This is a genomic window from Streptomyces sp. NPDC057616, assembly GCF_042800575.1.
Lineage (GTDB): Bacteria > Actinomycetota > Actinomycetes > Streptomycetales > Streptomycetaceae > Streptomyces.
Map to the genome: position 1 here is coordinate 337,129 of NZ_JBHVGU010000001.1, position 26,972 is coordinate 364,100.

The window sequence follows — 26,972 nt, forward strand, 5'->3', positions numbered from 1 at the left end:
GTCACACTAGTTTCACATCCGTTGAACAGCGCCACGCACCACTTCGTATGTACGGGTGGCCCGTGCTCCCCCGCGCGGGCCACCCGAAACACGACGGGCCCGGACGCGACCGCCGGGCCCGCCTCATACGGAGGTTCCATGGCCGACAACGTCACCTCGCTGTTCCGCAGCAATGCGGCACACAGCCCTTCGATGGCGGCGTTGACACGGGAGGGCGGCGACGGCACGGGTCCGGTCGACTTCTGCATTCCCTGCAATCCCTACTTCCCCACCCCGGCCATGTTCGAGGAGATGGCGGTCCGGCTGCGCGAGATCGTCACGTACTACCCGAGCAGCGCCGACACGATCACCGCCGAGCTGTGCAGTCTGCTGCAGCTGCCGCCCCAGTGCGTGGCGATGGGCAACGGCTCGACGGAACTGATCACCTGGATCGACCATCTGATGGTCCGCGAGTCGCTCGCCATCCCCGTCCCCACCTTCGGCCGCTGGACCGACCAGCCCATGGAGACCGGCAAGCGGGTCGACATGTTCCCGCTCCAGGAGTCCAGCGGCTTCGCCCTGGACCTCGCCCAGTACGCCGAGTTCATCCGCAAGCGCGGCACCCGGGTCGCGGTGATCTGCAACCCGAACAACCCCGACGGCGGCTATCTGCAGCGGCACGCGCTGGTGCAGTTCATGGACGCCATGGCCGACCTGGACCTGATCGTCGTCGACGAGTCGTTCCTGGAGTTCGCGGACGCCGAGGCCGAACCGTCCGTCGTCCAGGACGCGATGATCCGCCCGAACGTCGTCGTGCTGCGCAGCCTGGGCAAGAACTTCGGCCTGCACGGCATACGCTTCGGCTATCTGGTCGCCAACCCCGCCCTCGCGGGCCGGGTCCGCTCGATGCTCCCCAAGTGGAACCTCAACTCCTTCGCCGAGCACGTGGTGTTCATGCTGAAGGAGCACGGCGCCGAGTACGCGCAGAGCCTCCAGCAGGTGCGCCGCGACCGCCTGGACATGGCCGGCCAGCTCTCGGCGCTGCCCGGCCTGACCGTCTACCCCTCCCAGGGCAACTTCCTCTTCGTGCGCCTCCCCGTGGGCGCCGAAGGCACCGTGGTCCGGGACCGGATGCTCACCGAGCACCGCATCCTGGTCCGCGAGTGCGGCAACAAGATCGGTTCGTCCAGCCGCTTCCTGAGGCTCGTGGTGCGCCCCCAGGTGGATGTGCGTCGCCTGGTGTCCGGCCTGGAACAGGTGCTCTACGGGACCAGGAGGGGAGCCGCCGTGCCCGAGCTGAGCACAGGGACCAGCTACAGCTCGGGCACGGCGGCCGTGGACCGCCTGGTCAGCGCCACCAACGGGGCCGGCATGCACGGCCTCGCGGCGATGGCCGGCGGTGCGCCCGCCGAGAGCGGCATGCCGATGCCGGCGGCCGCGCAGCACCAGGCGGTCGATCAGGGGATGCCCATGCCGATGGCCGCCCAGATGACCCAGACCGGACCGCAGCCCGTGATCGGCGTCCCGGCGCCGCAACCCGCGCCGATGCCCGCCCCCGCCCCCGTGCCGCAGGCACCCGCCCCGGCCCCGGTGCCCCCGCCGATGGCCCCCGTCATACCGACCGGCCCGACCCCGCCCGGCGTCCCGGCCCGCGGCGGGCTCACGGCAGCCCAGGTCCGGGGCACCACCGGCCCCCCGCAGGACCTCTCCCCCGCCCCGGCGACCGGCTGGCCCAACGCCCAGAGCTGGCCCAACGCGGCCGGGATGGGGCAGACCGGCTGACGCGCCAGGGCCTGTCGCGAACGTCCCGTCGTCCGCCCGAAGAGCGGGCCGGGCGGCAGACGTGATGTCTCAACAGGCCCTAGCGGGCCGCCCCGCCGCGCACCGCGTGCAGCAGCGACGCCCCCAGGGGCAGGTCGTGGCAGTCCGTGAGCTCGAAACCGGCCGCGGCCAGCAGCCGCCGGTAGTGGTGCTCGTCCCGCTCCCGGCCGCCCACGTTGCACAGCATGTGGACGTCCCACGCCACCGCCGGGGACGGGACCCCCTCCCGCCCCGGCAGCAGGCGCTCCACCACGAGGAGCCGGGCACCCGGGCGCATCGCCTGCGCGCACCGGCGCAGGATGGTCAGGCAGCGGTCGTCGTCCCAGTCGTGCAGGACCCGGGAGAGCAGGTAGACGTCGCCGCCGGCCGGCACCTGCTCGGTGAAGTCGCCGGGCACGAAGGAGCAGCGCCGGTCCAGGCCCAGCGCGGCCAGTTCCGTCCGTGCCGCCGCCAGCGCCTGCGCTCGTTCCAGCAGCACGCCCTCCACCTCGGGGTGCGCGCGCAGCACCCGGGCGAGCAGGGCGCCGTTGCCGCCGCCGACGTCGACCACCCGCCGTACGCCGGAGAAGTCCACCAGCGCGGGAACGGGCGTGAACATCTCCGCGCTCGCGGCCATCGCGCGGTGGAACAGCGCGCCCAGCTCGGGGCGTTCGGCGAGGTAGGGGAAGTGGTGCTGCCCGTAGCGGTGGGCGAAGGCCTCCTGGCCGGTGCGTACGGAGTGGGTGAGGCCGGCGAAGGAGTCGTAGAACAGGCCGCCGTACAGCAGCGCGAGCGGGTGCAGGGAGAACTCGGCGCCGGTGCACAGGAGTTGGCCGAGCGCGGTGAGGTGGTAGGTGCTGTCGGCCGACGTCAGCAGGCCCAGCGAGCCCAGATAGCGCAGCAGCCGTCGTAGTGCGTCCGGGTCGGTGCCGGTGAGACCGGCCAGGGCGTCGGCGCCCAGGCCCGGCCGCTCGGCGAGGTGGTCGGCGATGCCCAGTGCGGCCATGGTGGCGACCGCCTGGGTGGCCCAGGCGCCGGTCAGCACGCCGAGCAGGGAGACCGCCGGGTCCGGCAGCGGCTCGTGCCGTCCGGGCAGGCGGACCTCGAAGCGCTGGTGGCGCCGGCTGCGGAAGTACAGGACCGTCACGTCCTCGTGGCCGTTGTAGCCGCCGCCGTCGGGCACCGCGCCGCCGCGCTCCTGGAGCAGGGTGCGCAGCCCGGCCGGCACCACCGCGCCCGGCGAGGTCAGCGCGAAGGCGTGGTGCGCCTCGTGCCCGGCGGCGCGCTCGTCGGCGGCGACGGCCTCCAGCGGGGAGCCGGGCGGTACGGGCAGGGCGAAGATCTCGACGCTGCGCCCGCCGACCGCCACGTGCACGATGCCGACCGGGCTCTCGCCGACGACGGCGCCGTAGCGCCGGGCCAGCCGCTCGCGCACCACCACGCTCGGGGTGACCGGCCCCGGCTCCAGGCCGCGGGCGCGCAGTTCCTCGCACAGCCCGTCCAGGGAGTCGGGGAAGACGAGCACGGCGGTGTGGTCGAAGACGAGGTGCCGCGCGACGTCGGCCCGGTCCCGCGCGGTCAGGTCGGGCAGCAGTTCGCCCAGGACCTGGTCCGTGTCGTGGGTGCGGACGTGGTCGGCCGCGCGGGAGATCCGCTCCAGATCGGCTTCGGCCAGGCGTGCTTGTACGACGGGGAGGTTCAATGAGGTTCCCGGTGATCGTGGGGGGTGCGTGGACCGCGGCGCGTCACCGCGGCGCGTGCTCCGCGGTGGGTGGTCCGCGGGTCAGATGCCGGTGTAGTTCTCGGCGAAGTGGTCCTGGTGGGCGCGGGAGGTGCGCAGACTCTCCAGACGGGCGTACTGGAGGGCCCGCCCGTAGCGCGCCTCGGCGTCGTCGCCGGCCGGCCCGTGCAGCAGGCCGCTCATCCAGTGCGAGAACTCGTGGGCCCGCCAGACGCGGGGCAGGCAGTCCGCGGCGTAGCGCTCCAGACCGCCCTCGTCCCCGCGCACCAGGGCCTCCTCGAACGCCCGGGCCAGCCGCTCGGCCTGGAGCACGGCGAGGTTGGCACCCTTGGCGGCCGAGGGGCTGATCAGCCCGGCGGCGTCCCCGGCCAGCCACAGCCGCCCGGCGCCCGGACTCTGCAGCACGTCCGAGCGCAGGTCGACGACGGCCCTCTCCAGGACGCGGCCTGAGGTGAGCGGACCGAACTCGGCGGTCCGCATCCGCGTCGCGAGCTCGGCCCAGATCCGGTCCTCGTCCCAGTCGGCGGGATCGGTGCCGCGCGGGCACTGGAGGTAGTAGCGGGTGACGGTCCGCGTCCGCGCCATGTGTCCCGCGAACCCCCGCTCGTGCAGGGCGTATCCGACGGCCGAGAGGCTGGGCGGGGCCGCGGCGAGCACGGCCAGCCAGGAGACGCCGTGGTCCCGGCGGGCGGTCGGCACCCCCTGCGCGGTGAGGGCCCGGCGGGCGACGCCCCGATGGCCGTCGCAGCCGGCGACGTACCGTCCGGTCACGTCCGCGGCGCCGCGCACCCGCACCCGGCCTTCGGCGATCTCCTCGGCCTCGACCCCGAACCGGAGTTCACCGCCGCGCCGCAGATACTCGGCCACCAGGTCCCGCACCAGTTCCTGCTGGGGGTAGACGGTGTGCACCTCGCCGCGCCCGAGCCGCCCGTAGTCGAGGGTGAACTCCCCCTGCCCGCTGCGGAACAGACAGGTTCCGTGCTCCCGCCCACGGGCCCGCACCCCGGCGGCCAGGCCGTTCTCCGTGAGGACGCGCACGGAGTGGGCCGCGAGGAAACCGGCCCTGGCCCGCCCCTCCACGGCCTCGCGGTCCCGGCGCTCCAGGATCACGCAGTCGACGCCCCGGTCCAGCAGCAGATTCCCCAGGACCAGCCCCGCGGGACCGGCCCCGACGATCACCACACCGAACTGTTCCCCCGTGTCGAACCGTTTCCCCATGCCCGCCTCTGAAGTTGTGCTTTCGGCCAAAGGGTTTCATATCACCCTGTTCTTCACCGAAGGCACACAAAGCGGGCCGATTAACCCGTAAGGGTGGAGCGCGGGCCGCGGGTCAGTACGCCACCGGCCAACCGCTGCTCCAGTTCAGCAGGTTGATGCCGAGCTTGGGCGTGCCGTTGTCGTTGCCGTCGTAGTAGTGGTAGACGATCAGGTCGCCGTCGGAGTCGTTCATGACCGACTGGCCGCCGGGGCCGATGATGCTGCCGTGCGACTCCAGCACCGGCGTGCCGCCGTTGCTCATCATCGCCACGCCGCTCCTGTCGTAGTACGGCCCGGTGACAGCGGTGGCCCGCCCCACCTTCACCTTGTACGTCGAGCTGGTGCCGGCGCAGCAGGTGTCGTAGGAGGCGAAGAGGTAGTAGTAGCCGTCGCGCTTGACCACGTACGGCGCCTCGACCGCCTTGGTCCCGGTCGGGCGGGAGGCGAGGGAGTACCGGGTGGTGTCGGAGGCGAGCTGCTTCCCGGTGCCCGGATCGATCTGGATCATCTTGATCCCGGTCCACCAACTGCCGAACGACAGCCACCACCTGCCGTTGCCGTCGACGAAGAGGTTCGGGTCGATGGCGTTGTAGTCGCTGGAGGTGGTGGAGGTGTAGACGGCGCCGTAGTCCGTCCACGAGCCGGGCAATCCGGTCGGCGAACTCGCCAGCCCTATAGCGGACTTGTTGGAGCCGAAGGTCGAGACGGCGTAGTACATCAGGTACTTGCCGCCGTGGTACGAGATGTCGGGTGCCCACGCCTCGGTGGCGTACGACGACCACCAACTCGGCCTGGCCGAGAAGGCGTCGCCGCCCTGTGTGAACGCGATCCGGTCGGTGGAGGTCTTGTGGCCGAGGCCGCCGCCGGTGGAGTACAGCAGATAGCGGCCGGCGGAGGTGCGGATCATCGTCGGATCGTGGACGACGACGTCCCCGGTGACGGCGCCGGGATTCGGGTACGCCGAGGCCGTGCCCGGAATGAGGGCGAGCAGGAGGGCGGCGGGGACGGCGGCAAGTGCGGTGCGCCTGCGGGAGGTTCGGGCGGGGCGGGCGGTGCCGGAGGTGCGGCTCATGCGGATCCTCCTTGCGGTGGGGGTTCGCTGTCCGACATTTCGAACGATGCTCGCAAGCTCGAACGGAACGTAGAATCGAACCACTTGCGCGTCAATGGCCCGCGCGGCAACAGCCGATTCGAACTCCGGCGAACCTGTGCGCGAACACGCTCCGCCTCATGACCGAACCCGCCAGACCCGTCGGCCCCGCCGCCTCCGGGACACCCCGTCTCCTCGCCCGTCTGGCGCAGGCCGCGATAGCCGTGGCGGCCGTCGTGGAGGTGGTCCGGGCCGTGACGTTGAGGGCTCATCTCCTGGATCCCGGGGAGACCCCGGTGAGCCGGTCGGGGCTGGTGTCGACGGTGTCCGTCTACGCCGTCACCCTGGCGGCGATCCTGTTCCTGACGTGGTTCCATCGCTGCCGGAGCAACGCCCGGCTCGTCTCACCCGACGCGGACCTCGGCTCCGACCTCTGGGCCGTCGTCGCGTGGCTCGTCCCGGTGGTCAACCTGCGGGTCCCGCGCGGACTGCTCCTCGGCGCCCAACGGGCAAGCGGCGCGCGGAAGATGGACGAGGGCCGCGACGACACACTGGTGAACGCCTGATGGCCGGCACGGGCGGCGCACATGGTGATCGCCACGCTCGGCCGGTCCTCCACCTCGCTGCCCCTCCTGGTCGTGACGCAGGCACTGAACATCACCGCCGCGGTCCTGGCCGTCTGCGTGGTCCGGCGGATCACCTCGCTGCAGAGCAGCGCGTTCGGCGCCGAACGGGCGGTCCCACAAGGGGCTCGAGGTTCCGTCGGCCGCCGTCTCCGTCAGGTCGGTGCGTCACCGGCCGTCCAGCAGCGCCAGGCCCAGTGGGGTCACCGTGTGCAGCACGACGCGTCCCGCGCGGCAGGTGCTGAGCAGGCCCGCCTTGCGCAGGATGCCGATGTGGTGGCTGGCGGTGGCCGGGGCGATGCCCGTGTCGTGGGCGAGTTCGGTCGTCGTCACGCCCCGGCCGGCTACCGTCTCCAGGATCTCGGCGCGGGTGCGGCCGAGCAGCGCGTTCAGGGAGCGCAGGCCGGTCGTGGCGTTCAGGGCCGACTCGTGCGGCATGGGGTAGACGACGACGCACGGCAGCGCCGGGTCCTTGAGCAGCGTGGGCCGGCGCCAGCAGAAGTACGAGGGCAGCACCAGCAGTCCGCGCCCGTCGAGGTGCACGTCGCGGTCGACGCCCAGGCCGGTGAGCTCCAGGACCGGCCGGCGCCAGACCAGCCCGGGGTGCAGGGTGTTGAGCAGACCCTCGAGGTCGCCTTCGGCCAAGTAGCGTCCGTGCAGGGCGCGTTCGGTGTCGAAGCGGCTGCGGATCCGGCTCCACCAGGGGGCCAGCGCGGTCGCGAACCAGTGCCGGTGCAGGCGGCCGAGGTGCCTGACGGCGTCGGCGTCCCCGGCGGCCAGGCGCCCGGCCCAGGACGGCAACCGGCGCCCCGCACGGGCCAGTTCGGCGAGATCGTGCGCGAGTCGCCGACGCGGTGTGGACAGCAGGGCGCCGGCCCCGGCCTCCAGGCCGCCCGCACCGGCCGCCGGAGTCAGGAAGTCCGCCGAGTAGCCGGCGGGCGGCGCGAACCGGAGCAGCGCGCCCAAGGGGGCGGTCAGGCGGCGGCGTACCGCCTGCCGCCAGCCGCCGAAGACGAAGGACGCGGTGTCCGTCTGGAGCATGTGCATGCTCAGCAGCGCCTCCCACATGGGATCGGGCGCCTGCGCGAGCCTGGTCTGGGCGAGGTCGTCGTCGGTGAAGTGAATGCGTACCGCCATGTCGTGCCATCCCCGTTCGGCAGTGTCACTGACATGATCGGCGCGTGCGGGCCGCTTGCCACCCTCAGATGTCAGGGGGTCGGCGCGGGCACGTCCGTCCCCGCCGCGCGGACGCGCGCGGCGGGGACCGGGTCCCGGAGGTGTCCGGGAGGGGTCCCGGAGGAACCTCCTCAGCACTCCGCCACGGAGCCGACCTGGTCGCGGACGGGTGAGGAGAGGTCGACGGCCTGGCCGTCCAGGACGCCCAGGTTGGAGGCGCCGTCCGCCAGCGAGGAGTGGGCGCCGCGGTCCTGATTGTCGCGGTGGATGCAGAACTCCGACGGGTCGCACGGCCAGGTGGCCGGGTCGGAGGAGGCCAGGGGCCGCCTGCGCGGACGCGGGCAGCGCGAGCAAGCCGGCGCTCCCGGCGAGCGCGGCCGGTCCGAGGGCGAGGCGACTCTTGCCGAGGGCCATGGTGGTCTTCCTCCCCCGTTGCTTGCGGTCGCCGGCGACCACATGCGGTCGCCCGCGCGAACGGGGACCAGCCTGGCGCCGCGGCGGCCCGGCCCGCACCCGGCTTCGATCCGGGTCGAATCCCCTCGCCCGGGTTCGATCCCGGCCGAATCCGCGCACCCGCCCGGATGACCGGCAGGGAACTTGACGGCGCGTCACTTTGCCCAACTGACAGCTCGCCTACAGGCTCGCTCCCTACGGTGCCGTGCTCATGACAGAAACCACAGAGCCCGGGATCGGGCGCAGAACCGTACTGATCGCCACGGGCGCCGCGGCCGCGACCCTCGCCGTCTCCGCCGCCGCGCCCGAGGCCCCCACCGCGGCCGCGGCCGACGCGGCCCAGACCCGACCCGCCGCCGCGGCGGCCGTCTGCACCCTCACGAAGGAGATGACCGAAGGCCCCTACTACCTCGACGGAGCGCTCGTGCGCTCCGACGTCACGGAAGGCAAGGCGGGCGTCCCCCTCCAGCTCGCCCTCACCGTCGTCGACGACGACACCTGCGCCGCCATCGCCGACGCGCTGGTCGAGATCTGGCACTGCGACGCCCTCGGCGAGTACTCCGGCTACGTCGGCAACAACGGCCACAGCGAGCCGGACGACGGCACCTTCCTGCGCGGCGGCGTGCTCACCGACTCCGCCGGGGTCGCGAGCCTCACCACCGTCTACCCGGGCTGGTACCGCGGCCGGTGCGTCCACATCCACGTCAAGGTGCACACCGGCGTCACACTGACCTCCGACGGCTCGTTCGAGGGCGGTCAGGAGCTCCACACCGGACAGCTCTTCTGCGACGAGACGATCACGGCCCAGGTCGCCAAGGTCTCGCCGTACTCGACCAACACGGTCACCCGCACGACCCTCGCGCAGGACGGGATCTACGACGACGCAGGTGCCTCCTCCGGTCTGCTCACCCTCACCCCCGTGGGCAGCACCCCCTCCGCCGGGTACCGCGCCGCCCTGACCCTGGGCGTCGAACGGTCCTGAGCCGGCATCCGGCCGGGGTGGCCCGCGGCGCGCGGGCCACCCCTTCGCCGTGCGTCAGGAACCCGGGCACTCCTTCCACGCGAGGTGGTAGACCGTGCTGATGTCACCGTCCGTCGAGTCCATGGTCATGAAGCTGACCTTGTCCGCGGAGGTGGAGCCGGCCGTCACCCGCAGCTCCGTGTTGATGTTGAAGTTGCGCTGGACCCCGCAGGGCGCCCACACCAGCTGGGCCCAGTCGGTGGAGTCGGTGGCCTGCCAGTTGTCGTCGTAGGGGCCGTTGAAGGGATGGGTCTTCTGCGCGGTGTTCGGTGAGCCCTGGAAGTAGTACGAGGCCTTCTGCGTGCCGTTCGCACCGGACTGGAGCGAGGCGAAGCCCCGGTAGTCGGCGCTGGCGATCGCGTAGGTGAAGCCCTGCGGGACGTGCACGACCAGGTTGAGCTGGCAGTTTCTGCGGAACGCCGTAGGGTCGGAGCCGCCGCCCGCCTGGGCGAGGTACGCGCTGTAGGTGACCGTGAAGGCCGTGTTGTCCTCGGAGACGGCGACCGCCGTCGTGCCCTGCGGGCAGCCCGAGCCGTTCACCGTGGCGACCTTGATGATGATCTTGTCCGGGGGCGGGTCGTCGAACCCGCCCGAAGGGTTGTGCGCGGGTATCGCGGTGGCGAGCAGAGCGGCTACCGCGCCGCTCAGAAGGAGTCCACCAGCCATGGTCTCTCCGGCTTCTGTGAGTGGGGGGTGGCTCGCCCGCGGCCTATGGAGAACCCGTGAGGTTCCTGTGAAGACCGGAGGCGAACGCATCGTAGGAAAGCGCGGAAGGAGCGGTCAGGGTGAACTCAAGCCATTCACAAACGCGCATTTCACAGAACGCCGGTGTGACCGAACTGTGTTGGAACGAGAGGCAGTTGACGCCTCGAACGGCTAGGCGACGACGGGCTCGCGCTCGTCGGCGGGCCGGCTGCGGCGCGCCTTCTCCCTGCGGTGGGCGCGGGCCGAGTGGATCAGGGCGGCGGCCCACAGGGCGTAGAGGACGACGTACGCGCACACGCTCGGCGCGCCGGACGCGGCGCCCCAGGCGTCCAGCAGGGTGCGGGCGTTGAGCAGCACGATGAGGCCGCCGACCGCCGAGCCCAGGATGCGCGGGGCGACGAAGCGGGCCAGCCAGGCGGCGACCGGGGCGATGACCATGCCGCCGAGGAGGAACGCGAGCACCCACGACCAGTTCACCCCGTGCGAGCCGAGGGAGAGGAGGAAGCCGAGGCTCGCGGCGACGGCCACCAGCGCCTTGCTGGCGTCGACGGAGCCGATCACCTTGCGCGGTTCGAGCCGACCGCTGGCCAGCAGGGCCGGGGTGCCGATCAGCCCCCAGCCGCCCCCGCCGGTGGCGCCGAGGAAGCCGGCGGCGAGGCCGACCGGGACGAGGAACCGCTTGCGCAGGGGCCGGCCGATCTTGCCGCGCGGCACCCCGTGCACGGTGAAGTGGTAGGTCACGTACAGGCCGAGTGCGAGCAGGATCACAGCCATGACGGGCTCCGCGACCGCCGTCGACATCCCCGCCAGCAGGGTCGCCCCCACGAACGCCCCCACCGCCCCCGGCACCCCGATCCGCGCCACGACCTTCCAGTCGACGTTCCCGAACCGCGCGTGCGAGACGCCCGACACCAGCCCGGTGCCTATCTGCGCGAAGTGGACGACGGCCGAGGCGGCGGCCGGGCTCGCCCCCAGCCCCAGCAGCAGTACGGTCGAGATCACCCCGTGCGCCATCCCGAGGCTGCCGTCGACGAGCTGGGCGCCCAACCCCGCGAGAGCGAGCAGGATCAGCGTCTGCATAGGAGGTCCCGTCGTGTGTCGTCGTCCCGTTGATTCCCTGGTTTTCCCATCGGCCAAGTAGGAATCAACGCCGCCCGATGCTAGGACGTCAAGCTGAGGACACACTGTGAGACGGCGGCGGTGCGCCGGCGCACACGGCGCCTACGGGTTCTCCCACGCCGCGGGCTCCGAGGCCAGCTCGCGCACCTGCGTGGGCAGGGCGTCGGCCGCGATGTCGGCGATCGTGACGCCCTCCAGGATGCGGCGCACGTTGGCGCGCAGCGCGATCCACAGCGGGAGCAGCGGCTGGGCGGAGCCGGTGTACTCCAGACCTGTGGGGCGCTCGCCGCGGACGGAGACGATCGGGCCGTCGACGGCGCGGATGACGTCCGCGACCGTGATCCTCGACGCCTCGCGCGCCAGGCGGTAGCCGCCGTTGCCGCCGCGCCGGCTGTCGACGACGCCGCCCCGCCGCAGGTCACCGAGGATGCCCTCGAGGAACTTGTGCGGAATGTCCTGCGCGGCGGCGATCGCCTCCGCCTTCACCGGTCCGCCGTCCTGCCGAACGGCGAGTTCAAGAACCGCCCGTACCGCGTAATCCGCCCGTGCCGAGATCCTCATACGACCATTGTGCTGGCTGGAGCCGTACACAATGACCTCGCACGCGCCGACCGACCGGCACGACGGGAGGCTCCCATGGGGCTCAGCAGACGTACCTTCAGCGCGCTCGCCGGCACCACGGCGCTCGGACTCGCCCTCGGCGGCAGCGCCGCGGCGAGCTGCGCCTACGCCGCCCACACCGTCCCGACGGGCCCCGCTCCCGCCCCGCCGCGCGCGGACGGCCGCCGGCACACCATCGGCTACGACCGCTACTCGCTCCTCGTCGACGGCAGGCGCCTGGTCGTCTGGTCGGGCGAGCTGCACCCCTGCCGGCTGCCGAGCCCGTCCCTGTGGCGGGACGTCCTGCAGAAGATGCGCGCCCACGGCTACAACACGGTCAGCATCTACGTGCCCTGGAACTACCACTCCCCCGCCCCCGGCCACTACGACTTCACGGGCGTCCGGGACCTGGACCTCTTCCTGCGCACGGCCGCCGAGACCGGCCTCTACGTCATCCTGCGGCCCGGCCCCTACTGCAACGCCGAGCTCGACGGCGGCGGCTTCCCCGGCTGGCTGAGCGCCACCGAGGGCAGCGCGCGGATGGCCGACCCCACCTACCTGTCGTACGTCGACGAGTGGCTCACCCAGGTCAACGCCATCGTCGCCCGCCACCTCCTCACCGACGGCGGCGGCACGGTCCTGCTCTACCAGATCGAGAACGAGTACGACTCCCACGTCACCGAGCCGGCCGGCCGCGACTACATGGCGCACCTGTACCGGAAGGTGCGCGCCGACGGCATCGACGTGCCCCTCTTCCACAACGACAAGAGCAGGAACGGCTACTGGATCCCCGGCTCCTTCGACACCGGCGGGGACGACGGCGGCTGGCTCTACGGCTTCGACGGCTATCCCTCGCCCTCGCTGACCCCGCCCGACTGGGGGCACTTCGGCATCGGCGGCCTGAAGGGCGGTGCGACGGCCAGCCCGCGCACCCCGGGCCTGATCCCGGAGTTCGGGGGCGGCTGGTTCGACCCGTGGGGCGGGGTCTGGTTCGACAAGAAGGGGTACGCGGAGTCGCGGCGGCAGCGCGACGCGGCGTACGAGCGCCGCTTCTACCTCACCAACCTCGCCAACGGCATCACGCTGCACAGCGTCTACATGACCTTCGGCGGCACCTCCTGGGGCTGGCTGCCCGCACCGGTCGTCTACACGTCGTACGACTACGGCGCGGCCATCGACGAGGGCCGGCAGCCCACCTCCAAGCTGATCCCCATGCACCAGATCGGCCAACTGCTGCGCTACTTCCCCGACTTCGCCAAGCTGGACCGCGCCGCGGACGTCACCGCGGACGGGCTGAGGGTGTACCACCTGACCAACGCCGACACCGGCGCCCATGTCTACGTCCTGCGCAACGACGGCAAGGACCCGGTCACCACCACCCTTCCGGTCCCGGGGGCCGAACTCCCGGTCGTCGTACCGCCGCAGGACGCGCGGCTGCTGGCCGCCGGGCTCGGGCTGGGGCGGCGCAGGGTCCGCCACTCCAGCGCCCAGCCCATGCTGGCCCTCGCCGCCGGACGGCAGGAGGTCGCCGTGTTCACCGGGCGCCGGGGCGAGGCGACGGTGACGGCGCTGGAGTGCGCGAGCAGGCCGGCGGTCAGGGTGCTGGAGGGCGCAGCCGACTGCGCGTACGCGGACGGCCTGCTGCGTATCGAGGCCGAACTCGGCGGTCTGACAAGGGTGCTGGTGTCCGGCGGCGGTGTCTCCGCCCCCCTCCTCCTGCTCCTCGCCGACGACGAGACCTCCGTACGGCTGTGGCCCCGCGACACCCCGTCCGGCCCGGTGCTGGTGTACGGGCCGGCGCTGCTGCGGACCGCGGCGGTCGACGGTGCGTCGGTCAGGCTGACGGGGGACACCGTCCTGGCGGCCGAGGTGGAGGTGTGGGGACCGCGCGGGATCGGTCACGTCAGCTGGAACGGCCGTGCGCTGACGACGGGCGCCACCTCGTCCGGAAGCCTGCGCAGCACGCGCCCGCTGGCAGGTGTGGGCCCGGTCGCGCTGCCCGCGCTGCACGACGGCTGGCGCAGGAAGCGGGAGAACCCGGAGTCCGCGCCCGGCTTCGACGACTCGGCCTGGCGGGCCGCCGACGGGACCACGTCGTACAGCACCACCCCCGTCCCGGACGGGCAGCCGCTGCTGTTCGCCGACGACTACGGCTTCCACTACGGCGACGTCTGGTACCGCGGGCGCTTCACCGGCGCGGGCGGCGCGCGGTCCGTGTCGCTCGCCTACAGCACCGGCACCCAGGGGCTGCTGATGGCCTGGCTGGACGGCCGGCCGCTGGGCACGCACCGGATGCCGGTGCCGGACAACAAGAGCGTGCGGCAGGGCAGTTGGGCCGACACGGCGGTGTTCGAGGTGCCGGAGGAGCTGCGCACGGACGGCGCGCACGTGCTGTCCGTCCTCGTCCGCCGGATGCAGCACGACCAGGACGGCAAGGCGCAGGACACGCACAAGGTGGCCCGCGGGCTGACGGCGGTCACCTTCGAGGGGGCCGCCCCGGCGGTGAGCTGGCGGCTGCAGGGAGAGGCCGCGCCCGACCCCGTGCGCGGGCCGCAGAACAACGGCGGGCTGTACGGCGAGCGGCAGGGCTGGCATCTGCCGGAGCACACCGACGGCGACTGGCAGCCGGTCCGGCTGCCGGTCGCGGAGCGGCGGCAGGGCGTCACCTGGTACCGCACGGGCTTCCGCCTCGCCGTCGACGCCGCCACCGACGCCTCGATCGGGCTCACGCTCGAGGACGACCCGATGCGCGCCTACCGCGTCCAGATCTTCCTCAACGGCTGGAACATGGGCCAGTACATCAACGACGTGGGCCCCCAGCACACCTTCGCCCTCCCCAACGGCATCCTGCGCACCCGCGGCGCCAACACCCTGGCCCTGGCGGTCCTGTCCGACGGCACCACCCCCTCCGGACCGCCGGAGCCACGGCTCGTCCTGCTCGGGTCGGCGGCGGGAGGGGTGACGGTGACGCCGGTGCCGTGACGGGAGGTCCGGCGGCCGGGGGCCGCCGTGTTCCTACGCCAGCCGGATCACGTTCCACGACAGCGGTTCGAGCGTGGCGCTGAGGGTGCCGTCCGTGAGGGCGGTGCCCTCGGCCGGGTGGGGCGTGACGCGGTCGGGGTCGTCGAGGGTGTTGCGCGCGTCCGGGTCGCCGTCCGCGAGGACGCTGTGCTCGACGACCGACGTCAGGTCCAGGCCGTTCAGGGCGACGTCGAGGGGCAGGGACTCGGTGCGGCTGCGGTTGACGGCGAAGACGGTGACGGTGCCGTCCTGCGCGCGCACGGCGGTCGCGTGCAGCAGGTCGGTCTCGCCGTACTTCTTCGTCTCGTACGTCGGGGAGTCGACCTGCACGTCGAGGACCTGGCCCAGCCCGTGCCGGGCGGCCTGGGCGAAGGGGAAGAAGGTCGTCTGGCGCCAGGCCGGGCCGCCGGGCTCGGTCATGATCGGGGCGATGACGTTGACGAGCTGGGCGAGGCAGGCGACCGTGACGCGGTCCGCGTGCCGGAGCAGGGCGATGAGGAGCGAGCCGAACACGACGGCGTCGGTGACGCTGTAGTTGTCCTCCAGCAGGCGCGGCGCCTCGGGCCAGTCGTGCTGCTCGAAGGTCTTGGCGCGCGCCTCCCACTCGGGCAGGTACCAGACGTTCCACTCGTCGAAGGAGAGGTTGATCCGCTTCTTCGACTTCAGCCGGGCGCCCACGTGGTCGGCGGTCGCGATCACGTTCTCGATGAAGGACTCCATGTCGACGGCCGAGGCCAGGAACGAGTCGATGTCGCCGTCCTCGGGCCAGTAGTAGGCGTGCAGGGAGACGTAGTCGACGAGGTCGTACGTCTCCTTCAGGACCGTCGCCTCCCACTCGGCGAAGGTGGGCATGGCCTGGCTGGAGGAGCCGCACGCGACCAGCTCCACGCCCGGGTCGGCCTGGCGCATCGCGCGGGCGGTCTCGGCGGCGACGCGGCCGTACTCCTCGGCGGTCTTGTGGCCGGTCTGCCAGGGGCCGTCCATCTCGTTGCCCAGGCACCACAGCCTGATCCCGAAGGGGTCCTTGTCGCCGTGGGAGACGCGCAGGTCCGAAAGGGCCGTGCCCTCGGGGTGGTTGGCGTACTCCTGGAGCTCCAGGGCCTCGGCGACGCCCCGCGTGCCGAGGTTGACCGCCATCATGGGCTCGGCCCGGGGGCCGATCTTGCGCAGGAAGGCGATGTACTCGGACAGCCCGAAGCGGTTGGTCTCGGTGGAGTGCCAGGCGAGGTCGAGGCGGCGGGGGCGGTCCTCGGCGGGGCCGACGGAGTCCTCCCACTTGTAGCCCGAGACGAAGTTGCCGCCCGGGTAGCGGACCGCCGTGACGCCCAGTTCGCGGACGAGGTCCAGCACGTCCTGGCGCAGGCCGGCCTCGTCGGCGGTCGCGTGGTCCGGTTCGTAGATGCCGGTGTAGACGCAGCGTCCGAGGTGTTCGACGAAGGATCCGAAGAGACGGGAGCTGACCTCGCCGACGGTGAAGGCGGGGTCGAGGGTGAAGCGGGCGCTGTGCATGGTCGCCTTTCGCAGAGGATGGTTCTTGTTCGGGGGCGGCTGCGGGTTCGTTCCGGGGCCCCTACTGGCCGGCCAGACCCGTGTGGGCCACGCCTGCCACGATCTGGCGCTGGAAGAAGACGAAGACGATGATCAGGGGCAGGCCCGCCATGAGGCCACCGGCCATGAGCTGGGCCCATTGGATGCCGTAGGAGTTCATGACGGTCGCGATGCCGTTCGGCATGGTCATCAGGTCGGGGTTGTTGGTCACCATGTACGGCCACAGGAAGTTGTTCCACGAGCTGATGAAGGTGAAGATGCCGACCGCGGCGAGCGAGGGGCGCGACAGCGGCAGGATGATCGTGAAGAAGACCCGCCAGCGGCCCGCGCCGTCGATGAAGGCGGCCTCCTCCAGCTCGTGCGGGATGCCCTGGAAGAACTTGTAGAGGATGTAGACCATGGCGGCGGGCGCGCACTGCGGCAGGACCATGCCCCAGTAGGTGTCGACCATCCCCATCTGCTGGACGGTGGTGAACAGGGGCACGCCGAGCACCGCCGGGGAGATCATCAGGCCCGCCATGACGACGCCCATGAGCACCGACTTGCCGCGGAACTCGGTGCGGGCGAAGCCGTAGCCGGCGAGGGCGCTCACCAGCACCACCACGGACGTCACGCACACCGACACGACCAGGGAGTTGACGAGCCAGTTGGTGATGTTGCCGGTCTCGAACAGGGCCTTCCAGGCCTGGCCGGTCCACACCCTGGGCAGCCAGTGCGGCGGGATCTCGGCCGCCTCGGCCTCGGACTTCAGCGAGGTGAACAGGGCCGCCGCGATGGGCGCCACGAACACCGCGGAGACGGCGAGACCGATCAGCGTGAGGACGATCTGGCCGGGTGTCCAGGGCCTGCGGGACTTGGTGCGTACGGTCGGACGGGTCGTAGCCTCGGCGGTGGTCATCGGCCGCCCTCCTCACGGTTGCGCAGCAGCCACATCCGCCCCAGGGCGACGACTGCGATGAGTACGAAGAAGATGACGGACATGGCGGAGGCGTAGCCCACGCGGTAGCTGGTGAAGCCCTGTTCGAGGGTGTACTGCACGAACGCCCGGGTGCTGAGCTCCGGTCCGGGGCCGAAGTCCATCATCACGACGGCCTGGTCGAAGAGCTGGAGCGAGGCGAGGATCTGCAGCGCGAGCACCAGGCCGGTGATGTGGCGCAGCATCGGCAGGGTGATGTGGACCATGCGGTGCCAGGCGTTCGCGCCGTCCAGCTTCGCGGCCTCGTAGAGGTGGTCGGGGATGCCCTGGAGGGCGGCGAGGTAGAGCAGGAAGGAGAAGCCGACCGTCCACCACAGGGTCTCGATGACGATGGCGAGCATCGCGTAGGACTTGTCGGTCAGCCAGGGCGTGTCGATCCCGAGGACGTGGTTGAACATGCCGATGCCCTGGGTGAACAGCCACTGGAAGAGGTTGGCCGCGACGGTCGACGGCAGCAGGAACGGCGCGAAGAAGCACAGCCGCCACAGCCATTTGCCGCGCTCGATGTTGTGCGCGAGCATCGCGAGCAGGAAGGCGAGCACGGTGAGGCACGGCACCACGAGCAGCGTGAAGTACGCGCTGTGGCCGAGCGCGTCCCACATCGCCGAATCGCCCAGTGCCTCGCGGTAGTTGTCGAGGCCGACGAAGTGCGTGTCGTCGCCCGAGATGTTGGCGTCGGTGAGACTGAGGTACAGGCCGCGCAGCAGCGGCCAGATCACGAACAGGGTGAACAGGGCCAGGAACGGGGCGACGAACCAGCCCCCGTGCTGGAAGCCCTGCTTGCGGCGGACGGTCGCGGCCGCCGCGGCGGCCTTCGTCCGCGCCGGTACGACGACGGTCTCGGCACTGGTCGTCATGCGGTCGCACCTCCCTGCGCGGCGGTCCTGCCGTCCATCGGGTTCTTCGTGGCGAGGAGCTTGCTGAGCTGCTTCTTCATCCGCCGCGCGGCATCGGCGGGCTTGGCCGAGCCCATCGTCGAGGAGACGACGATCGGGCCGAGGTCCTGGGCGAGGATGCCGGTCGACCCGGCGAACCACACCTTCGGCTCGGTGGCCTGGTGGCCCATGGCGGACACGTACTCGTGCTGCGGGGTGAGCTTCTTGTACGCGGGCGTGGACAGCGTCGGCGTGTACGCGGGGATGTGGCCGCCCGCCGCCCACTGGAGGGCGTGCTTGACGACGTAGGCCGCGAGCCGGTGCGCGCCCTCGTTGGCGGCGCCGCCGCGGCCCGCCTGGTGGGGCAGGACGAACGAGTGGGACTCGGCGTGGGTGGCCTGCCTGCCGAAGACGGGCGGCAGCGGGGTGGCGCCGTAGTCGACCTTGGCGCCGGAGAAGACGGGCACCGACCAGTTGCCCTCCCAGGTGAAGGGGGCGCCGTTGATGAACTGCTCGCCGGTCGGCGCGCCGGGAATGACGTAGCCGTCGGTGACGTGCTTGCGGAAGAACTCCAGGACCTCGGTGGCCTTGTCGACGTCGAAGAGCACCTCGGTGTTCGCGTCGTTGAACCATCTGCCGCCGAGCTGGGTGTAGAAGGCGACGAAGAACCACCACTGGAAGTTCTGGTCGTTGGTCCACAGGCCGATGGTCTGCAGGCCCTTCTTCTGCGCCTTCCTGGCCTTCCTCAGGACGTCGAACCACTCGGCGGTGGAGGTGACGGGGATCATCAGGCCGTCGTCGCCGAGCAGGCCCGCCTTCTTCAGCACGTCCCTGCGGTAGAAGCAGAGCTGGACGTGGATGTCGAGCGGCAGCGCGTACAGCGTGCCGTCGATGACGCCGCGTTGCCACAGCGTGGGGTTCCAGTCCTCCTCGCGTACGCCGTACTTGGCGAGCAGGTCCATGTCCCAGGGGTCCAGCAGCCGGCCCGGGGAGAAGCCCGTGACCCGGCCCAGGTGCATGACGCCCAGGTCGGGGGCGCGGTTTCCGGCCGCCGCCATCGCGAGCTTGGTGTAGTACGGACTGCCCCACTGCAGGGTCGCGTCGCTGACGTCGATGGCCGGGTTGGCCTTACGGAAGGCGTCCAGCATGGCGATCATGTTGGAGCCGTCGCCGCCGCTGAAGAGGTTCCAGTACCGCACCCGGGTGTCCGCACCGGACGCGAGTGCGTCGGCGCCGGTGCCGAGTGCGGCGAAGCCGAAGCTGCCGGCGACGGCGAGTCCGCCGGCGGCTGCCAGGAGGTGCCTGCGACTCAGGTCAGGTCGTCCCATTGCCTGCCCCATCTGTGCGAGATCCCGTGCCCGTCCGGGATTCGACGGTGATTCGATGTCGTTCGACATATCGAATTGCGCTCGTAACTTCGAACGGGACCGTAAGGAGTAAGCGCTTGCCAGTCAATGCTTTCGGCATGACTTTCCGGCCAGGGAGATCGTTCCGGCTTCAATTTCCGGCGCAGGATGACCTGACGTGGACCGGACCGGCCGCGTAGTCTCGGACGCCTGTTGAGCTGCGGGAGGCGTCGGAAGGGGGAACGGTGGACATCGCGGGCGCACGGAGGAAGGCGGTCCGGATCGCTGCTGGGCTGCGGCGCTCGCGGCGGGTCTCCGGGATGCGGGAGCTGACCGAGGGCCTCGGCGCCGCCGTCCGGGCGAGACCTCAAGCACCGTCCGACGCCCATGAGTTGTGCCGGGTGCTGTGCAAGGAGATGAGCGCGCTGCGCGGCGGACGGCCCGTCGAGCTGCGCTTCGAGCGCTTCCCCGACGAGATCGAGGTCACCGGGCTCTGGGTGGAGTTCCAGGACTTCGACCTGGTCATCGTCGAGGAACGGGCCGAGGAGGTGCAGCAACTGGTCATCCTCGGCCACGAGTTGTGGCATCTGCACGCCGGGCACAGCCACCATCACGTGGCCGGGGCGGCGCTGGCCGGCCGCAGCGCGTGGACCGACGTGGCGCTGTCCGTGGCCGCGCGCGACGGCTCCCGGGTGGCCGACGAGGCCGAGGCCGACGACTTCGGGCACCGGCTCGCCGCCGCGTTCCGGCCACTGCTGTCCGGGCGGGACGCGGACGCGCCGCTCGACCCCTTCCAGCGGTCCCTGGGCTACCGAGGGCGCAGGGGAACGGCACGGTGACGACGGGCCCGGCACCACTCGCCTGGTCCCCCGCGGCGTTCGTCAACGAGTTCTACCCGTCCTTCTGGTGGATCCCGGCCGGCGTCCTGATCACCGCCCTGGCCATCAAACTGCCCACCATCGTCCGGCTGTGGAGCGACCCGCTGCTGCGCGCCGTGGGCGGCGTGCTGCTGCTCGCCTGCGCGGTGTTCGTGTCCGTGGCGCCGTCGACGATCGCCCGGGTCAACCGGGTCACGGGCGTGCCCAACATCTCGGCGCCCTGGGTGTACTCGCTGCTCACCGCGTTCTGCGGCTCCTGCCTGCTGCTGATCATCGCCTGGCGCAACGGCCTGGGCGACCGCTCCAGGTCGACCGTGCGCGCCGTGCGCTGGGTGGTCGCGGGCTCCCTCACGGTGATCACCGCGCTGTGGACGCTGTTCGCGCTCGCGGACGCGCCCGTGGAGCGGCTGCGCGACCTGGACACGTACTACGCCAACACGCCGTACATGCGCGAGATGATCCTGCTCTACCTGCTCGCGCAGACCGTGGCGACCGTGATCACCTCGGGCCTGATCTGGAACTGGGTCCGCACCGACGGGCTCGACGCGTGGCTGCGCTGGGGCCTGAAGTTCCTCGGCGTCGGCTACGCCGCGCAGCTGTCCTTCTACGCCGTCAAACTCCCGGCGGTGGTCGCCCGTTGGTTCGGCCGGGACCTGGACTGGCTGAGCACGGGCGCGGCGCCGCCCCTCGCCTGCCTCTCCGCGATCCTGATCGCGATCGGCTTCATCCTGCCGCACGCCGGCCAGTATCTGCACGAACGCTGGCGCGTCCGCCTGGCCCACCACCGGCTGCGCCCGCTCTACGTCCTCCTGCGCACCGTCGACGGCGGCGGCGTCTCGTTCGTCCTGCGCGCCACACCCGAACTGCGGCTCGTCCGCCGGGAGACGTTCATCCGCGACGTCCTGCTGCCGCTGGCCCGGCACATCGACGAGGACCGGCGCCGCCGCACGTACGAGACCGCGCTCTCGCTCGGCCACACCCCCGAGCACGCCAAGGCGCTCGCGTCGGCCGCCGCGATCCAGGACGCCGTGGAGAGCCGGCGCCGGTCACCGCAGACCGAGCCCGCCCACGACCCCGACACGACGGACCTGCTCCACGACATCGCCACGGTCTCCCGCGCGCTGCGCCGGGTGGAGGAACTGGCGGGGGTGCGGGGGCGGTTGGCGGCGGAGGGGGACGGCGAGGTGGTGCTGGAGTCGGGAGCGACGGGGCAGGAGCCAGGAGGAGTGGGGCAGGAGCAGGGTGGTGCTCCCGCTCTTCCCTGACGTACCGCTCCGTGCCGCCCCGTATCGCTCAGCCGTCGAAGGCCGGCTGGGGCAGGCCCTTTCCGGCGCCGGGGACGACCAGGAGGGAACCGGCCACCGGGTGGGGCCGGTCGAGACCCACGCGGGCCGTCGTGATGTACAGGTCGGTCAGGTCCTTGCCGCCGAAGGCGCAGGCCGTGACGCGGGGTGCCGGCAGCTCGATCACGCGGTCGAGCTCGCCGTCGGGGGTGTAGCGGCGTACCGCTGCGCCGTCCCACAGCGCGACCCACACGCAGCCGTCGGCGTCCACCGTCAGCCCGTCGGGGAAGCCGGCGCCCTCCTCGATCTGGGCGAACCGGCGCCGGTCCGCGACCCGGCCGTCCTCGTGGTGGAAGACGTCGACCTGGCGGGTCGGCGAGTCGATGTAGTACATCAGCCGGCCGTCGGGGCTCCAGCCGGTGCCGTTGCTCACGGCCACGTCGTCGAGGACGGTCGCGGTGGTGCCGTCGCCGGTGAGCCGGGACAGCGTGCCGCCGCGCGGTGCCTCGTCGTAGCGCATGGTGCCGGCCCAGAGGGAGCCGTCGGGGGCGACGGCGGCGTCGTTGCCGCGGCGGCCGGGGACGGGTTCGTGGTGCAGCCAGCGGAAGGAGTCGTCGGGGTCGACGAGCCCGACGCCGTCCCGCAGGTTCAGCACCAGACCGCCGCCGGCGCGCGGCTTGGCGGCGCCGACGTGCTGCTCGGTGGTGCGGACGCCGCGGCGGCCGGACCCGGGCTCGTACGTGTGCACGCGCGAGCCGAGGATGTCCACCCAGATCAGCCGCTCGCGGGCGGCGTCCCAGGTGGGGCCCTCGCCCAGGGTGGCCTCGGCCTGCACCGCCACCTCGAACTTGTACGTCATGCCACGCTCCGGTGTCCGAGTCGTTCCGAGAGCTCCACTGCGCCCTTCGCGGCGAGCTGCTCCAGCTCGGCGCGGCGCTCGTCGCTCCACCGGATCATGGGGACGGAGATGGAGAGGGCGGCGACGACCTGGCCGGTGCGGTCCCGCACCGGTGCGGCCACGCAGCTGACGTCCGGGTTGGACTCACGGCTCTCCACGGCGATCCCGTGCTGCCGGATCTGTGCGAGGGCCTCGCGCAGGGCGCCCGGCTCGGTGATGCTGTTGGGTGTCATCGCGACGAGCTCGGCGTCGTCCGGGATGCGCGAGGTGAGCTCCGGCTCCGGAAGGGAGGCCAGCAGCATCTTGCCCACGGAGGTGCAGTGCGCCGGGAGCCGGCGCCCCGCTGCGGACACCATGCGCACCGCATGGGTGGAGTCCACCTTGGCGATGTAGATGACGTCCGTACCCTCCAGGATGGCCACGTGCACGGTCTCGTCGCAGGTCTCGGCGACGGACCGGGCGACCTGCTGGCCCTCGGCGGCGAGGTCCAGCTGCTCGGCGTACCGGCTGCCGAGCTGGTACGGCCGTACACCGAGCCGGTAGCGTCCCGGCTGCCCGGGCACCTGCACGATGTACGACCGGGCGGCGAGCGTGGTCACCAGCTCGTGCACGGTGGTGCGCGGCAGCTGCAGCTTGCGCACTATGTCGGGGGCGGAGAGCGTCCCGTCCCCGTCGAGGAAGAGCTCGAGAATGTCGAGAGCCCGGGTCACGGCAGGTACGAGGCGTCCCACGACCGGCCCCCTCCCTTGTTATCTGAGGCGTCTATGTTCGAGATTTCAACAGACGATCGGCATGACGAACACAGGCTAGTCATAGAGCGTTTGCCCCGGCAATGGTTCTGCGGGTCCCAAGCGTTCCGGTGACCATGAGAACCGGCCAGAATGCCTGACGGCGCGGTCCTCCTCGACCGTCCGGACATGATCGGAGCGCGGATGGACGTGCTGGTGACGGGTGGCAGCGGGTTCGTCGGCTGCCACCTGGTGAAGCGGCTGCTGGAGCGCGGCCACCGGGTCCGCGCCACCGTCCGCAGCGCGGCGGACACCCCCAAAATGACGCCCTTGGAGACCCTTCAGGAGCGGTTCCCCGGACAGCTCGACCTGTTCGAGGCCGATCTGCTCGCAGAGGGGTCGTTCGACCAGGCGATGAAGGGGTGCGAGGTCGTTTTTCATGTCGCCTCGCCCTTTCTCATGCCGGAGAAGATCAAGGACGGGCAGCGGGACGTCGTCGAGCCCGCGCTCGTCGGGACGCGGAACGTGGTCGGGAGTGTGGAGCGGACTCCCGGTGTGCGGAGGTTCGTGTTCACCTCCACCGTGGGGGCCGTCTTCGGCGACTACGCCGACGTGCTGGAGATGGAGGGGCAGGTGCTGCGGGAGAGCTACTGCAACACGACCAGCACCGTCGAGAACAACCCGTACCACTACGCCAAGACCGTCGCGGAGCAGGCCGCTTGGGAGGCCGCCGAGGCACAGGATCGGTGGCGCATGGTCGCCGTCAACGCCGGTCTCGTGCTCGGGCCCTCGCTCACGCCCGCCTCGCAGTCGGGCAGCCTCTTCCTGCTCGACGAGCTCTTCAAGGGCTACTTCTGCTACGGCGCCCCCGACTTCAGCTTCACCACGGTCGACGTCCGGGATCTGGCCGACGCCCACATCGCCGCGGCCGAGCGGCCCGACGCGCAGGGGCGGTACATCGTCGCGGCGGAGCGGATGACCTCCTTCCACGAGATGGCCCGCGTCATCCGGGCGCGCCACCCCAGGGACCTGCGGCTGCCGCGAACTCGCCTGCCGCACTGGCCCGTTCGCCTCCTCGGCCCCGCCTTCGGGCTGAGTCAGGACTACATCCGCAAGCATCTGGGCATCAGGTTCGCGGTCGACAACAGCCGCAGTGTGAGCGAACTGGGCGTCAGCTACCGGCCCGTGGAGGACACCCTGCTCGATCACTACGACGCATGGCGGGCTCAGCGGAAGCGCGCTCGCTGAAACCTCACCCGCGCCCGGCCTCCCCCAGCACCCCCCTCAACCTCTGTGCCCTCAGCACCAGTTCGAGTTCGAAGCGGCGGTCCGGGTTGTCTATCTCGTCGCCCCACAGCTCGCGGATCTGGCGCAGGCGGTAGCGGACCGTCTGGGGGTGGACGCCCAGCCGGGCGGCCACCTCCGGCGCCCCGCCCCGCGTCTCCAGCCACGCCAGCAGCGTCTGCGCGAGCCGGCGCCCGTGCGTCGGCCCGCAGTGGGCCAGGGGCGCGAGGCACCGCAGCGCCAGGTCGTCGATCAGCTCCTCGGGCTGCAGCAGCACCAGCGCCTCGGTGTGCTCGGTGCAGTACAGGACGTCCCCGGCGGGCAGCAGTTTCCGTTCCATCAGCCGTACCGCCGCCTCGGCCCAGCGCAGCGACTTCGCCGCGTCGGCCAGCGGTACGGGCGGTCCGATCGCCCCGGACCAGCCGGTCAGCGCCCGGTGCAGTAATTCGGGCCGGCCTGCCGCGTCGGGTTCGGGGACGACCATGCGGGGCTGCTCGTACTCCATGTCGAGCAGCACCCCCTGCCCGACCGCGGGCGCGACCGCCTCCCGGGCCGGACGCAGCAGCACCCCGACCGCGACCTTGCGCGGCAGCTGCCAGCCGACCCGCGCGGCCCGCTCGGTGAGCGCGTCGGCCGGATCGCCCCGGTGGTGTTCGGCCAGCAGCAGCTCCATCAACCGCCGCTGCAGCCGCAGGCGTTCACCGGCCTGCCGGGCGGCCGCCTCGGCGTAGCCCCGCACGGACTGGTCGACCAGGCCGTCCAGGTACTCGTACCCCGCGTCGACGAGCTCGTACATCGCGGGAGGCGGGATCTCCACGCGCTGACCGATCTCGGCGAAGCGGCGCCAGGCCAGGCGGACGCCCATGCGGTAGATCGCCTGGAGCGAGTCCAGGGACCGGCCGTGCAGACCCTCGCCCCGTCCGAACTCCTGGAACACGCCCGGCGGGACCGAGGGGCGGCCCTCCGACAGCTCCAGGTGCTGGACGAAGACCTCGATGGCGCGCCGGATGCCGACCAGGGCCATCGGCTCGCCGGACTCGTCGAGGACGACGGGCAGGTGGGGGTACTCGCGGCGGATCTCGCTCAGGATCTCCTCGGCGAGGGAGGGCGCCTCCGCCATGGCGATCGCGGCGAAGCGGCGGACCTGGAGGCGGGGGACGTCGTGCCAGGCCGAGCGGGTCGTGACGGCCGGGGAGCGGGCGGGTGTCACCGTCAACTCCCCTGCTGGGCATGCTCGTAGGTGATCAAGGGGGTGTTGGGCTGGTCGGGGGTCGCGTCGAGCAGCGCGACGATGCCGAGGGCCGCGCCCACGGCGAGGGCCGCGGCGGCCACGACGGTGATTGCGGTGGCGAGCAGTCTGGACATCGCAGGGTCAGCCTCTCTGTCCGAAAGGTCGTCCCCACCCGGCGGTCCCACCCCTGCCTGTCGAGCCAGTCTCGACAAGCATTGACACCGCGTCAAGAGGCGCCTACGGTCTCCGGCCACATGGAGCGGCCCGAACTGGAGACATCCATCCCCCTGGAGTCCGGATGCGCCGTACAGCCTCCCCCCTTTCGCTGATCCTTCTGGGACTCGGCACGTTTCTGCTGGTCCTGGCGCCGATGCTGGTCTGGTACGTCGAGCCGCGGGCCGCCGTGAACCCGATCGACATCGACACCACGGCCGTCTACCAAGGCACCGGCAGCTACTTCGACACCGACGCGATCGAGACCCTGCACGACAAGCGGATCACGGTCACCCAGCAGGTGCGCGGCAACGTCAAGGACAGCGAGAAGAGCGGCCGGGCGGTGTGGGACGTGACGACGACGGTCGACACCGACAAGTCGCTGCCGGCCGCCGATCCGCACGACGCGCTGGAGTTCTTCCTGAACCGGTGGGTGACCGACCGGCACACCAACGAGCCGGTGCACTGCTGCAAGGAGAACCCGTACTTCGAGGGCGACTCCTACCTGAAGTTCCCCTTCGACGTGCACAAACGCTCCTACACCTGGTGGGACAACTCCCTCGGCGACACGGTCGTGCTGCACTACGCGGGCACCAGGAAGATCCAGGGCTACCAGGGCTACCGCTTCACCGGCTCGGTCGCGCCGACGAAGATCGGCACGCGGCTGGTGCCGGGCACGATCGTCGGGCAGAAGAACAAGCCGCAGGTGCTCGCCGAGGAGTGGTACTCCAACCACGGCGTCCAGCTCGTCGTCGACCAGCGCACCGGCCGGGTGCTCTACGCCCAGGTCGGCCCGCGCCGCACACTGCGCGCGCCGGGGTCGAAGAAGGACGCGGTCGTGCTGCTGGACAGCCAGAAGCTGGCGTTCACCACGGCGACCCAGAAGGACCAGGTGAAGCAGGCCAAGAAGGAGAGTGGCCAGCTGCGCATGGTGGGGCAGACGTTGCCGATCGGCGCCGCTGTGGCCGGTTTCGTCCTGGCGGTAGTGGGTGGGGTTTTGGTGCTACGAGGGCGGGAAAGTCGCCGTCGTCCCGATACGGGCGGAACTTCACCGGCTCAGCTCACGAAGTGACATGACGTCAGTTCTAATAAAGCCGCAAATTGTCATCCCGGTGAGTAGCCGTGGC

24 protein-coding genes are annotated in these 26,972 nt (G+C 71.5%); 8 read left to right on the plus strand and 16 right to left on the minus strand.

The window, feature by feature from the left end:
• Window positions 1–138 precede the first annotated feature (138 nt).
• Window positions 139–1,761, plus strand: coding sequence for a pyridoxal phosphate-dependent aminotransferase (locus tag ACFU97_RS01580; protein ID WP_384249355.1), 1,623 nt, complete (start codon window positions 139–141; stop codon window positions 1,759–1,761).
• A gap of 79 nt (window positions 1,762–1,840) precedes the next feature.
• Here the strand turns inward: ACFU97_RS01580 and ACFU97_RS01585 are convergent, their stop codons facing one another.
• From ACFU97_RS01585 to ACFU97_RS01595, 3 genes are all read right to left on the minus strand, one after another.
• Window positions 1,841–3,481: a methyltransferase gene (locus ACFU97_RS01585; RefSeq protein WP_384249357.1), complete on the minus strand. Its 1,641-nt coding sequence runs from the start codon at window positions 3,479–3,481 to the stop codon at window positions 1,841–1,843.
• Window positions 3,482–3,562: 81 nt separating this feature from the next.
• A complete protein-coding gene (locus tag ACFU97_RS01590) occupies window positions 3,563–4,738 on the minus strand; it encodes a 4-hydroxybenzoate 3-monooxygenase (protein WP_384249360.1) in 1,176 nt (391 codons plus the stop codon).
• Window positions 4,739–4,850: 112 nt separating this feature from the next.
• Window positions 4,851–5,849: an arabinan endo-1,5-alpha-L-arabinosidase gene (locus ACFU97_RS01595; RefSeq protein ID WP_384249362.1), complete on the minus strand. Its 999-nt coding sequence runs from the start codon at window positions 5,847–5,849 to the stop codon at window positions 4,851–4,853.
• Window positions 5,850–6,007: 158 nt separating this feature from the next.
• On the opposite strand from ACFU97_RS01595, the gene ACFU97_RS01600 reads away from it, so the two are divergent.
• The gene (locus tag ACFU97_RS01600) at window positions 6,008–6,433 is read left to right on the plus strand and encodes a DUF4328 domain-containing protein (protein ID WP_384249364.1); all 426 of its coding nucleotides are present in this window, start codon (window positions 6,008–6,010) and stop codon (window positions 6,431–6,433) included.
• A 225-nt stretch (window positions 6,434–6,658) separates the two neighbouring features.
• Here the strand turns inward: ACFU97_RS01600 and ACFU97_RS01605 are convergent, their stop codons facing one another.
• Both ACFU97_RS01605 and ACFU97_RS01610 read right to left on the minus strand, forming a co-directional pair.
• The gene (locus ACFU97_RS01605; RefSeq protein WP_384249366.1) at window positions 6,659–7,627 is read right to left on the minus strand and encodes an ArsR/SmtB family transcription factor; all 969 of its coding nucleotides are present in this window, start codon (window positions 7,625–7,627) and stop codon (window positions 6,659–6,661) included.
• A 170-nt stretch (window positions 7,628–7,797) separates the two neighbouring features.
• Window positions 7,798–8,124: a hypothetical protein gene (locus tag ACFU97_RS01610; protein ID WP_384249368.1), complete on the minus strand. Its 327-nt coding sequence runs from the start codon at window positions 8,122–8,124 to the stop codon at window positions 7,798–7,800.
• Between the two features lie 206 nt (window positions 8,125–8,330).
• On the opposite strand from ACFU97_RS01610, the gene ACFU97_RS01615 reads away from it, so the two are divergent.
• Window positions 8,331–9,101 (plus strand): intradiol ring-cleavage dioxygenase, encoded by a 771-nt coding sequence (locus ACFU97_RS01615; RefSeq protein ID WP_384249371.1) that lies wholly within the window; start codon window positions 8,331–8,333, stop codon window positions 9,099–9,101.
• A gap of 54 nt (window positions 9,102–9,155) precedes the next feature.
• Here ACFU97_RS01615 and ACFU97_RS01620 read toward each other — a convergent pair whose 3' ends face one another.
• The 3 genes from ACFU97_RS01620 to ACFU97_RS01630 form a co-directional block, all read right to left on the minus strand.
• Window positions 9,156–9,806, minus strand: coding sequence for a DUF4360 domain-containing protein (locus ACFU97_RS01620; RefSeq protein WP_384249373.1), 651 nt, complete (start codon window positions 9,804–9,806; stop codon window positions 9,156–9,158).
• Window positions 9,807–10,016: 210 nt separating this feature from the next.
• Window positions 10,017–10,925, minus strand: coding sequence for a sulfite exporter TauE/SafE family protein (locus ACFU97_RS01625; RefSeq protein ID WP_384249376.1), 909 nt, complete (start codon window positions 10,923–10,925; stop codon window positions 10,017–10,019).
• A gap of 141 nt (window positions 10,926–11,066) precedes the next feature.
• Window positions 11,067–11,525: an RrF2 family transcriptional regulator gene (locus ACFU97_RS01630; protein ID WP_384249379.1), complete on the minus strand. Its 459-nt coding sequence runs from the start codon at window positions 11,523–11,525 to the stop codon at window positions 11,067–11,069.
• 75 nt (window positions 11,526–11,600) lie between these two features.
• Here ACFU97_RS01630 and ACFU97_RS01635 point away from each other — a divergent pair, with 75 nt between their 5' ends.
• A complete protein-coding gene (locus ACFU97_RS01635) occupies window positions 11,601–14,546 on the plus strand; it encodes a beta-galactosidase (RefSeq protein WP_384249381.1) in 2,946 nt (981 codons plus the stop codon).
• Window positions 14,547–14,579: 33 nt separating this feature from the next.
• Here the strand turns inward: ACFU97_RS01635 and ACFU97_RS01640 are convergent, their stop codons facing one another.
• The 4 genes from ACFU97_RS01640 to ACFU97_RS01655 all read right to left on the minus strand — a co-directional run bounded on the left by ACFU97_RS01640 (window position 14,580) and on the right by ACFU97_RS01655 (window position 19,312).
• A complete protein-coding gene (locus ACFU97_RS01640; protein WP_384249383.1) occupies window positions 14,580–16,094 on the minus strand; it encodes an alpha-N-arabinofuranosidase in 1,515 nt (504 codons plus the stop codon).
• Window positions 16,095–16,155: 61 nt separating this feature from the next.
• On the minus strand, window positions 16,156–17,031 hold the full coding sequence (locus ACFU97_RS01645) for a carbohydrate ABC transporter permease (protein ID WP_384249386.1): 876 nt from the start codon (window positions 17,029–17,031) through the stop codon (window positions 16,156–16,158).
• On the minus strand, window positions 17,028–17,966 hold the full coding sequence (locus tag ACFU97_RS01650; RefSeq protein ID WP_384249388.1) for a carbohydrate ABC transporter permease: 939 nt from the start codon (window positions 17,964–17,966) through the stop codon (window positions 17,028–17,030). The genes ACFU97_RS01645 and ACFU97_RS01650 overlap by 4 nt, the downstream gene beginning before the upstream one ends.
• The gene (locus tag ACFU97_RS01655) at window positions 17,963–19,312 is read right to left on the minus strand and encodes an extracellular solute-binding protein (RefSeq protein WP_384249390.1); all 1,350 of its coding nucleotides are present in this window, start codon (window positions 19,310–19,312) and stop codon (window positions 17,963–17,965) included. Before ACFU97_RS01655 ends, ACFU97_RS01650 begins: the two co-directional genes overlap by 4 nt.
• 263 nt (window positions 19,313–19,575) lie before the next feature.
• On the opposite strand from ACFU97_RS01655, the gene ACFU97_RS01660 reads away from it, so the two are divergent.
• Window positions 19,576–20,169: a toxin-antitoxin system, toxin component family protein gene (locus tag ACFU97_RS01660; protein ID WP_384249393.1), complete on the plus strand. Its 594-nt coding sequence runs from the start codon at window positions 19,576–19,578 to the stop codon at window positions 20,167–20,169.
• On the plus strand, window positions 20,166–21,473 hold the full coding sequence (locus ACFU97_RS01665) for a DUF6545 domain-containing protein (protein ID WP_384249394.1): 1,308 nt from the start codon (window positions 20,166–20,168) through the stop codon (window positions 21,471–21,473). The genes ACFU97_RS01660 and ACFU97_RS01665 overlap by 4 nt, the downstream gene beginning before the upstream one ends.
• A 28-nt stretch (window positions 21,474–21,501) precedes the next feature.
• Here ACFU97_RS01665 and ACFU97_RS01670 read toward each other — a convergent pair whose 3' ends face one another.
• Both ACFU97_RS01670 and ACFU97_RS01675 read right to left on the minus strand, forming a co-directional pair.
• A complete protein-coding gene (locus ACFU97_RS01670) occupies window positions 21,502–22,350 on the minus strand; it encodes an SMP-30/gluconolactonase/LRE family protein (protein ID WP_384249396.1) in 849 nt (282 codons plus the stop codon).
• On the minus strand, window positions 22,347–23,120 hold the full coding sequence (locus tag ACFU97_RS01675; RefSeq protein WP_384249398.1) for an IclR family transcriptional regulator: 774 nt from the start codon (window positions 23,118–23,120) through the stop codon (window positions 22,347–22,349). Before ACFU97_RS01675 ends, ACFU97_RS01670 begins: the two co-directional genes overlap by 4 nt.
• Before the next feature lie 186 nt (window positions 23,121–23,306).
• On the opposite strand from ACFU97_RS01675, the gene ACFU97_RS01680 reads away from it, so the two are divergent.
• Window positions 23,307–24,365, plus strand: coding sequence for an NAD-dependent epimerase/dehydratase family protein (locus ACFU97_RS01680; protein ID WP_384249400.1), 1,059 nt, complete (start codon window positions 23,307–23,309; stop codon window positions 24,363–24,365).
• Between the two features lie 4 nt (window positions 24,366–24,369).
• Here ACFU97_RS01680 and ACFU97_RS01685 read toward each other — a convergent pair whose 3' ends face one another.
• Window positions 24,370–25,611 carry a PucR family transcriptional regulator gene (locus ACFU97_RS01685; RefSeq protein WP_384249403.1) on the minus strand — a complete coding sequence of 414 codons (1,242 nt, stop codon included), beginning with the start codon at window positions 25,609–25,611 and terminating at the stop codon, window positions 24,370–24,372.
• Window positions 25,612–25,613: 2 nt separating this feature from the next.
• The gene (locus ACFU97_RS01690) at window positions 25,614–25,766 is read right to left on the minus strand and encodes a hypothetical protein (RefSeq protein WP_384249405.1); all 153 of its coding nucleotides are present in this window, start codon (window positions 25,764–25,766) and stop codon (window positions 25,614–25,616) included.
• Window positions 25,767–25,930: 164 nt separating this feature from the next.
• Between ACFU97_RS01690 and ACFU97_RS01695 the strand changes: the two genes are divergently transcribed.
• Entirely contained in the window at window positions 25,931–26,917 is a 987-nt protein-coding gene (locus ACFU97_RS01695) for a DUF3068 domain-containing protein (RefSeq protein WP_384249408.1), read from the plus strand.
• Window positions 26,918–26,972: the final 55 nt, after the last annotated feature.

Coding starts and splice junctions, on each gene's coding strand:
- ACFU97_RS01650 (WP_384249388.1), bottom strand. CDS start 17,966: ATGACGACCAGTGCCGAGACCGTCGTCGTACCGGCGCGGACGAAGGCC.
- ACFU97_RS01595 (WP_384249362.1), bottom strand. CDS start 5,849: ATGAGCCGCACCTCCGGCACCGCCCGCCCCGCCCGAACCTCCCGCAGG.
- ACFU97_RS01580 (WP_384249355.1), top strand. CDS start 139: ATGGCCGACAACGTCACCTCGCTGTTCCGCAGCAATGCGGCACACAGC.
- ACFU97_RS01680 (WP_384249400.1), top strand. CDS start 23,307: ATGATCGGAGCGCGGATGGACGTGCTGGTGACGGGTGGCAGCGGGTTC.
- ACFU97_RS01630 (WP_384249379.1), bottom strand. CDS start 11,525: ATGAGGATCTCGGCACGGGCGGATTACGCGGTACGGGCGGTTCTTGAA.
- ACFU97_RS01590 (WP_384249360.1), bottom strand. CDS start 4,738: ATGGGGAAACGGTTCGACACGGGGGAACAGTTCGGTGTGGTGATCGTC.
- ACFU97_RS01635 (WP_384249381.1), top strand. CDS start 11,601: ATGGGGCTCAGCAGACGTACCTTCAGCGCGCTCGCCGGCACCACGGCG.
- ACFU97_RS01655 (WP_384249390.1), bottom strand. CDS start 19,312: ATGGGACGACCTGACCTGAGTCGCAGGCACCTCCTGGCAGCCGCCGGC.
- ACFU97_RS01615 (WP_384249371.1), top strand. CDS start 8,331: ATGACAGAAACCACAGAGCCCGGGATCGGGCGCAGAACCGTACTGATC.
- ACFU97_RS01690 (WP_384249405.1), bottom strand. CDS start 25,766: ATGTCCAGACTGCTCGCCACCGCAATCACCGTCGTGGCCGCCGCGGCC.
- ACFU97_RS01610 (WP_384249368.1), bottom strand. CDS start 8,124: ATGTGGTCGCCGGCGACCGCAAGCAACGGGGGAGGAAGACCACCATGG.
- ACFU97_RS01605 (WP_384249366.1), bottom strand. CDS start 7,627: ATGGCGGTACGCATTCACTTCACCGACGACGACCTCGCCCAGACCAGG.
- ACFU97_RS01645 (WP_384249386.1), bottom strand. CDS start 17,031: ATGACCACCGCCGAGGCTACGACCCGTCCGACCGTACGCACCAAGTCC.
- ACFU97_RS01670 (WP_384249396.1), bottom strand. CDS start 22,350: ATGACGTACAAGTTCGAGGTGGCGGTGCAGGCCGAGGCCACCCTGGGC.
- ACFU97_RS01695 (WP_384249408.1), top strand. CDS start 25,931: ATGCGCCGTACAGCCTCCCCCCTTTCGCTGATCCTTCTGGGACTCGGC.
- ACFU97_RS01640 (WP_384249383.1), bottom strand. CDS start 16,094: ATGCACAGCGCCCGCTTCACCCTCGACCCCGCCTTCACCGTCGGCGAG.
- ACFU97_RS01625 (WP_384249376.1), bottom strand. CDS start 10,925: ATGCAGACGCTGATCCTGCTCGCTCTCGCGGGGTTGGGCGCCCAGCTC.
- ACFU97_RS01600 (WP_384249364.1), top strand. CDS start 6,008: ATGACCGAACCCGCCAGACCCGTCGGCCCCGCCGCCTCCGGGACACCC.
- ACFU97_RS01620 (WP_384249373.1), bottom strand. CDS start 9,806: ATGGCTGGTGGACTCCTTCTGAGCGGCGCGGTAGCCGCTCTGCTCGCC.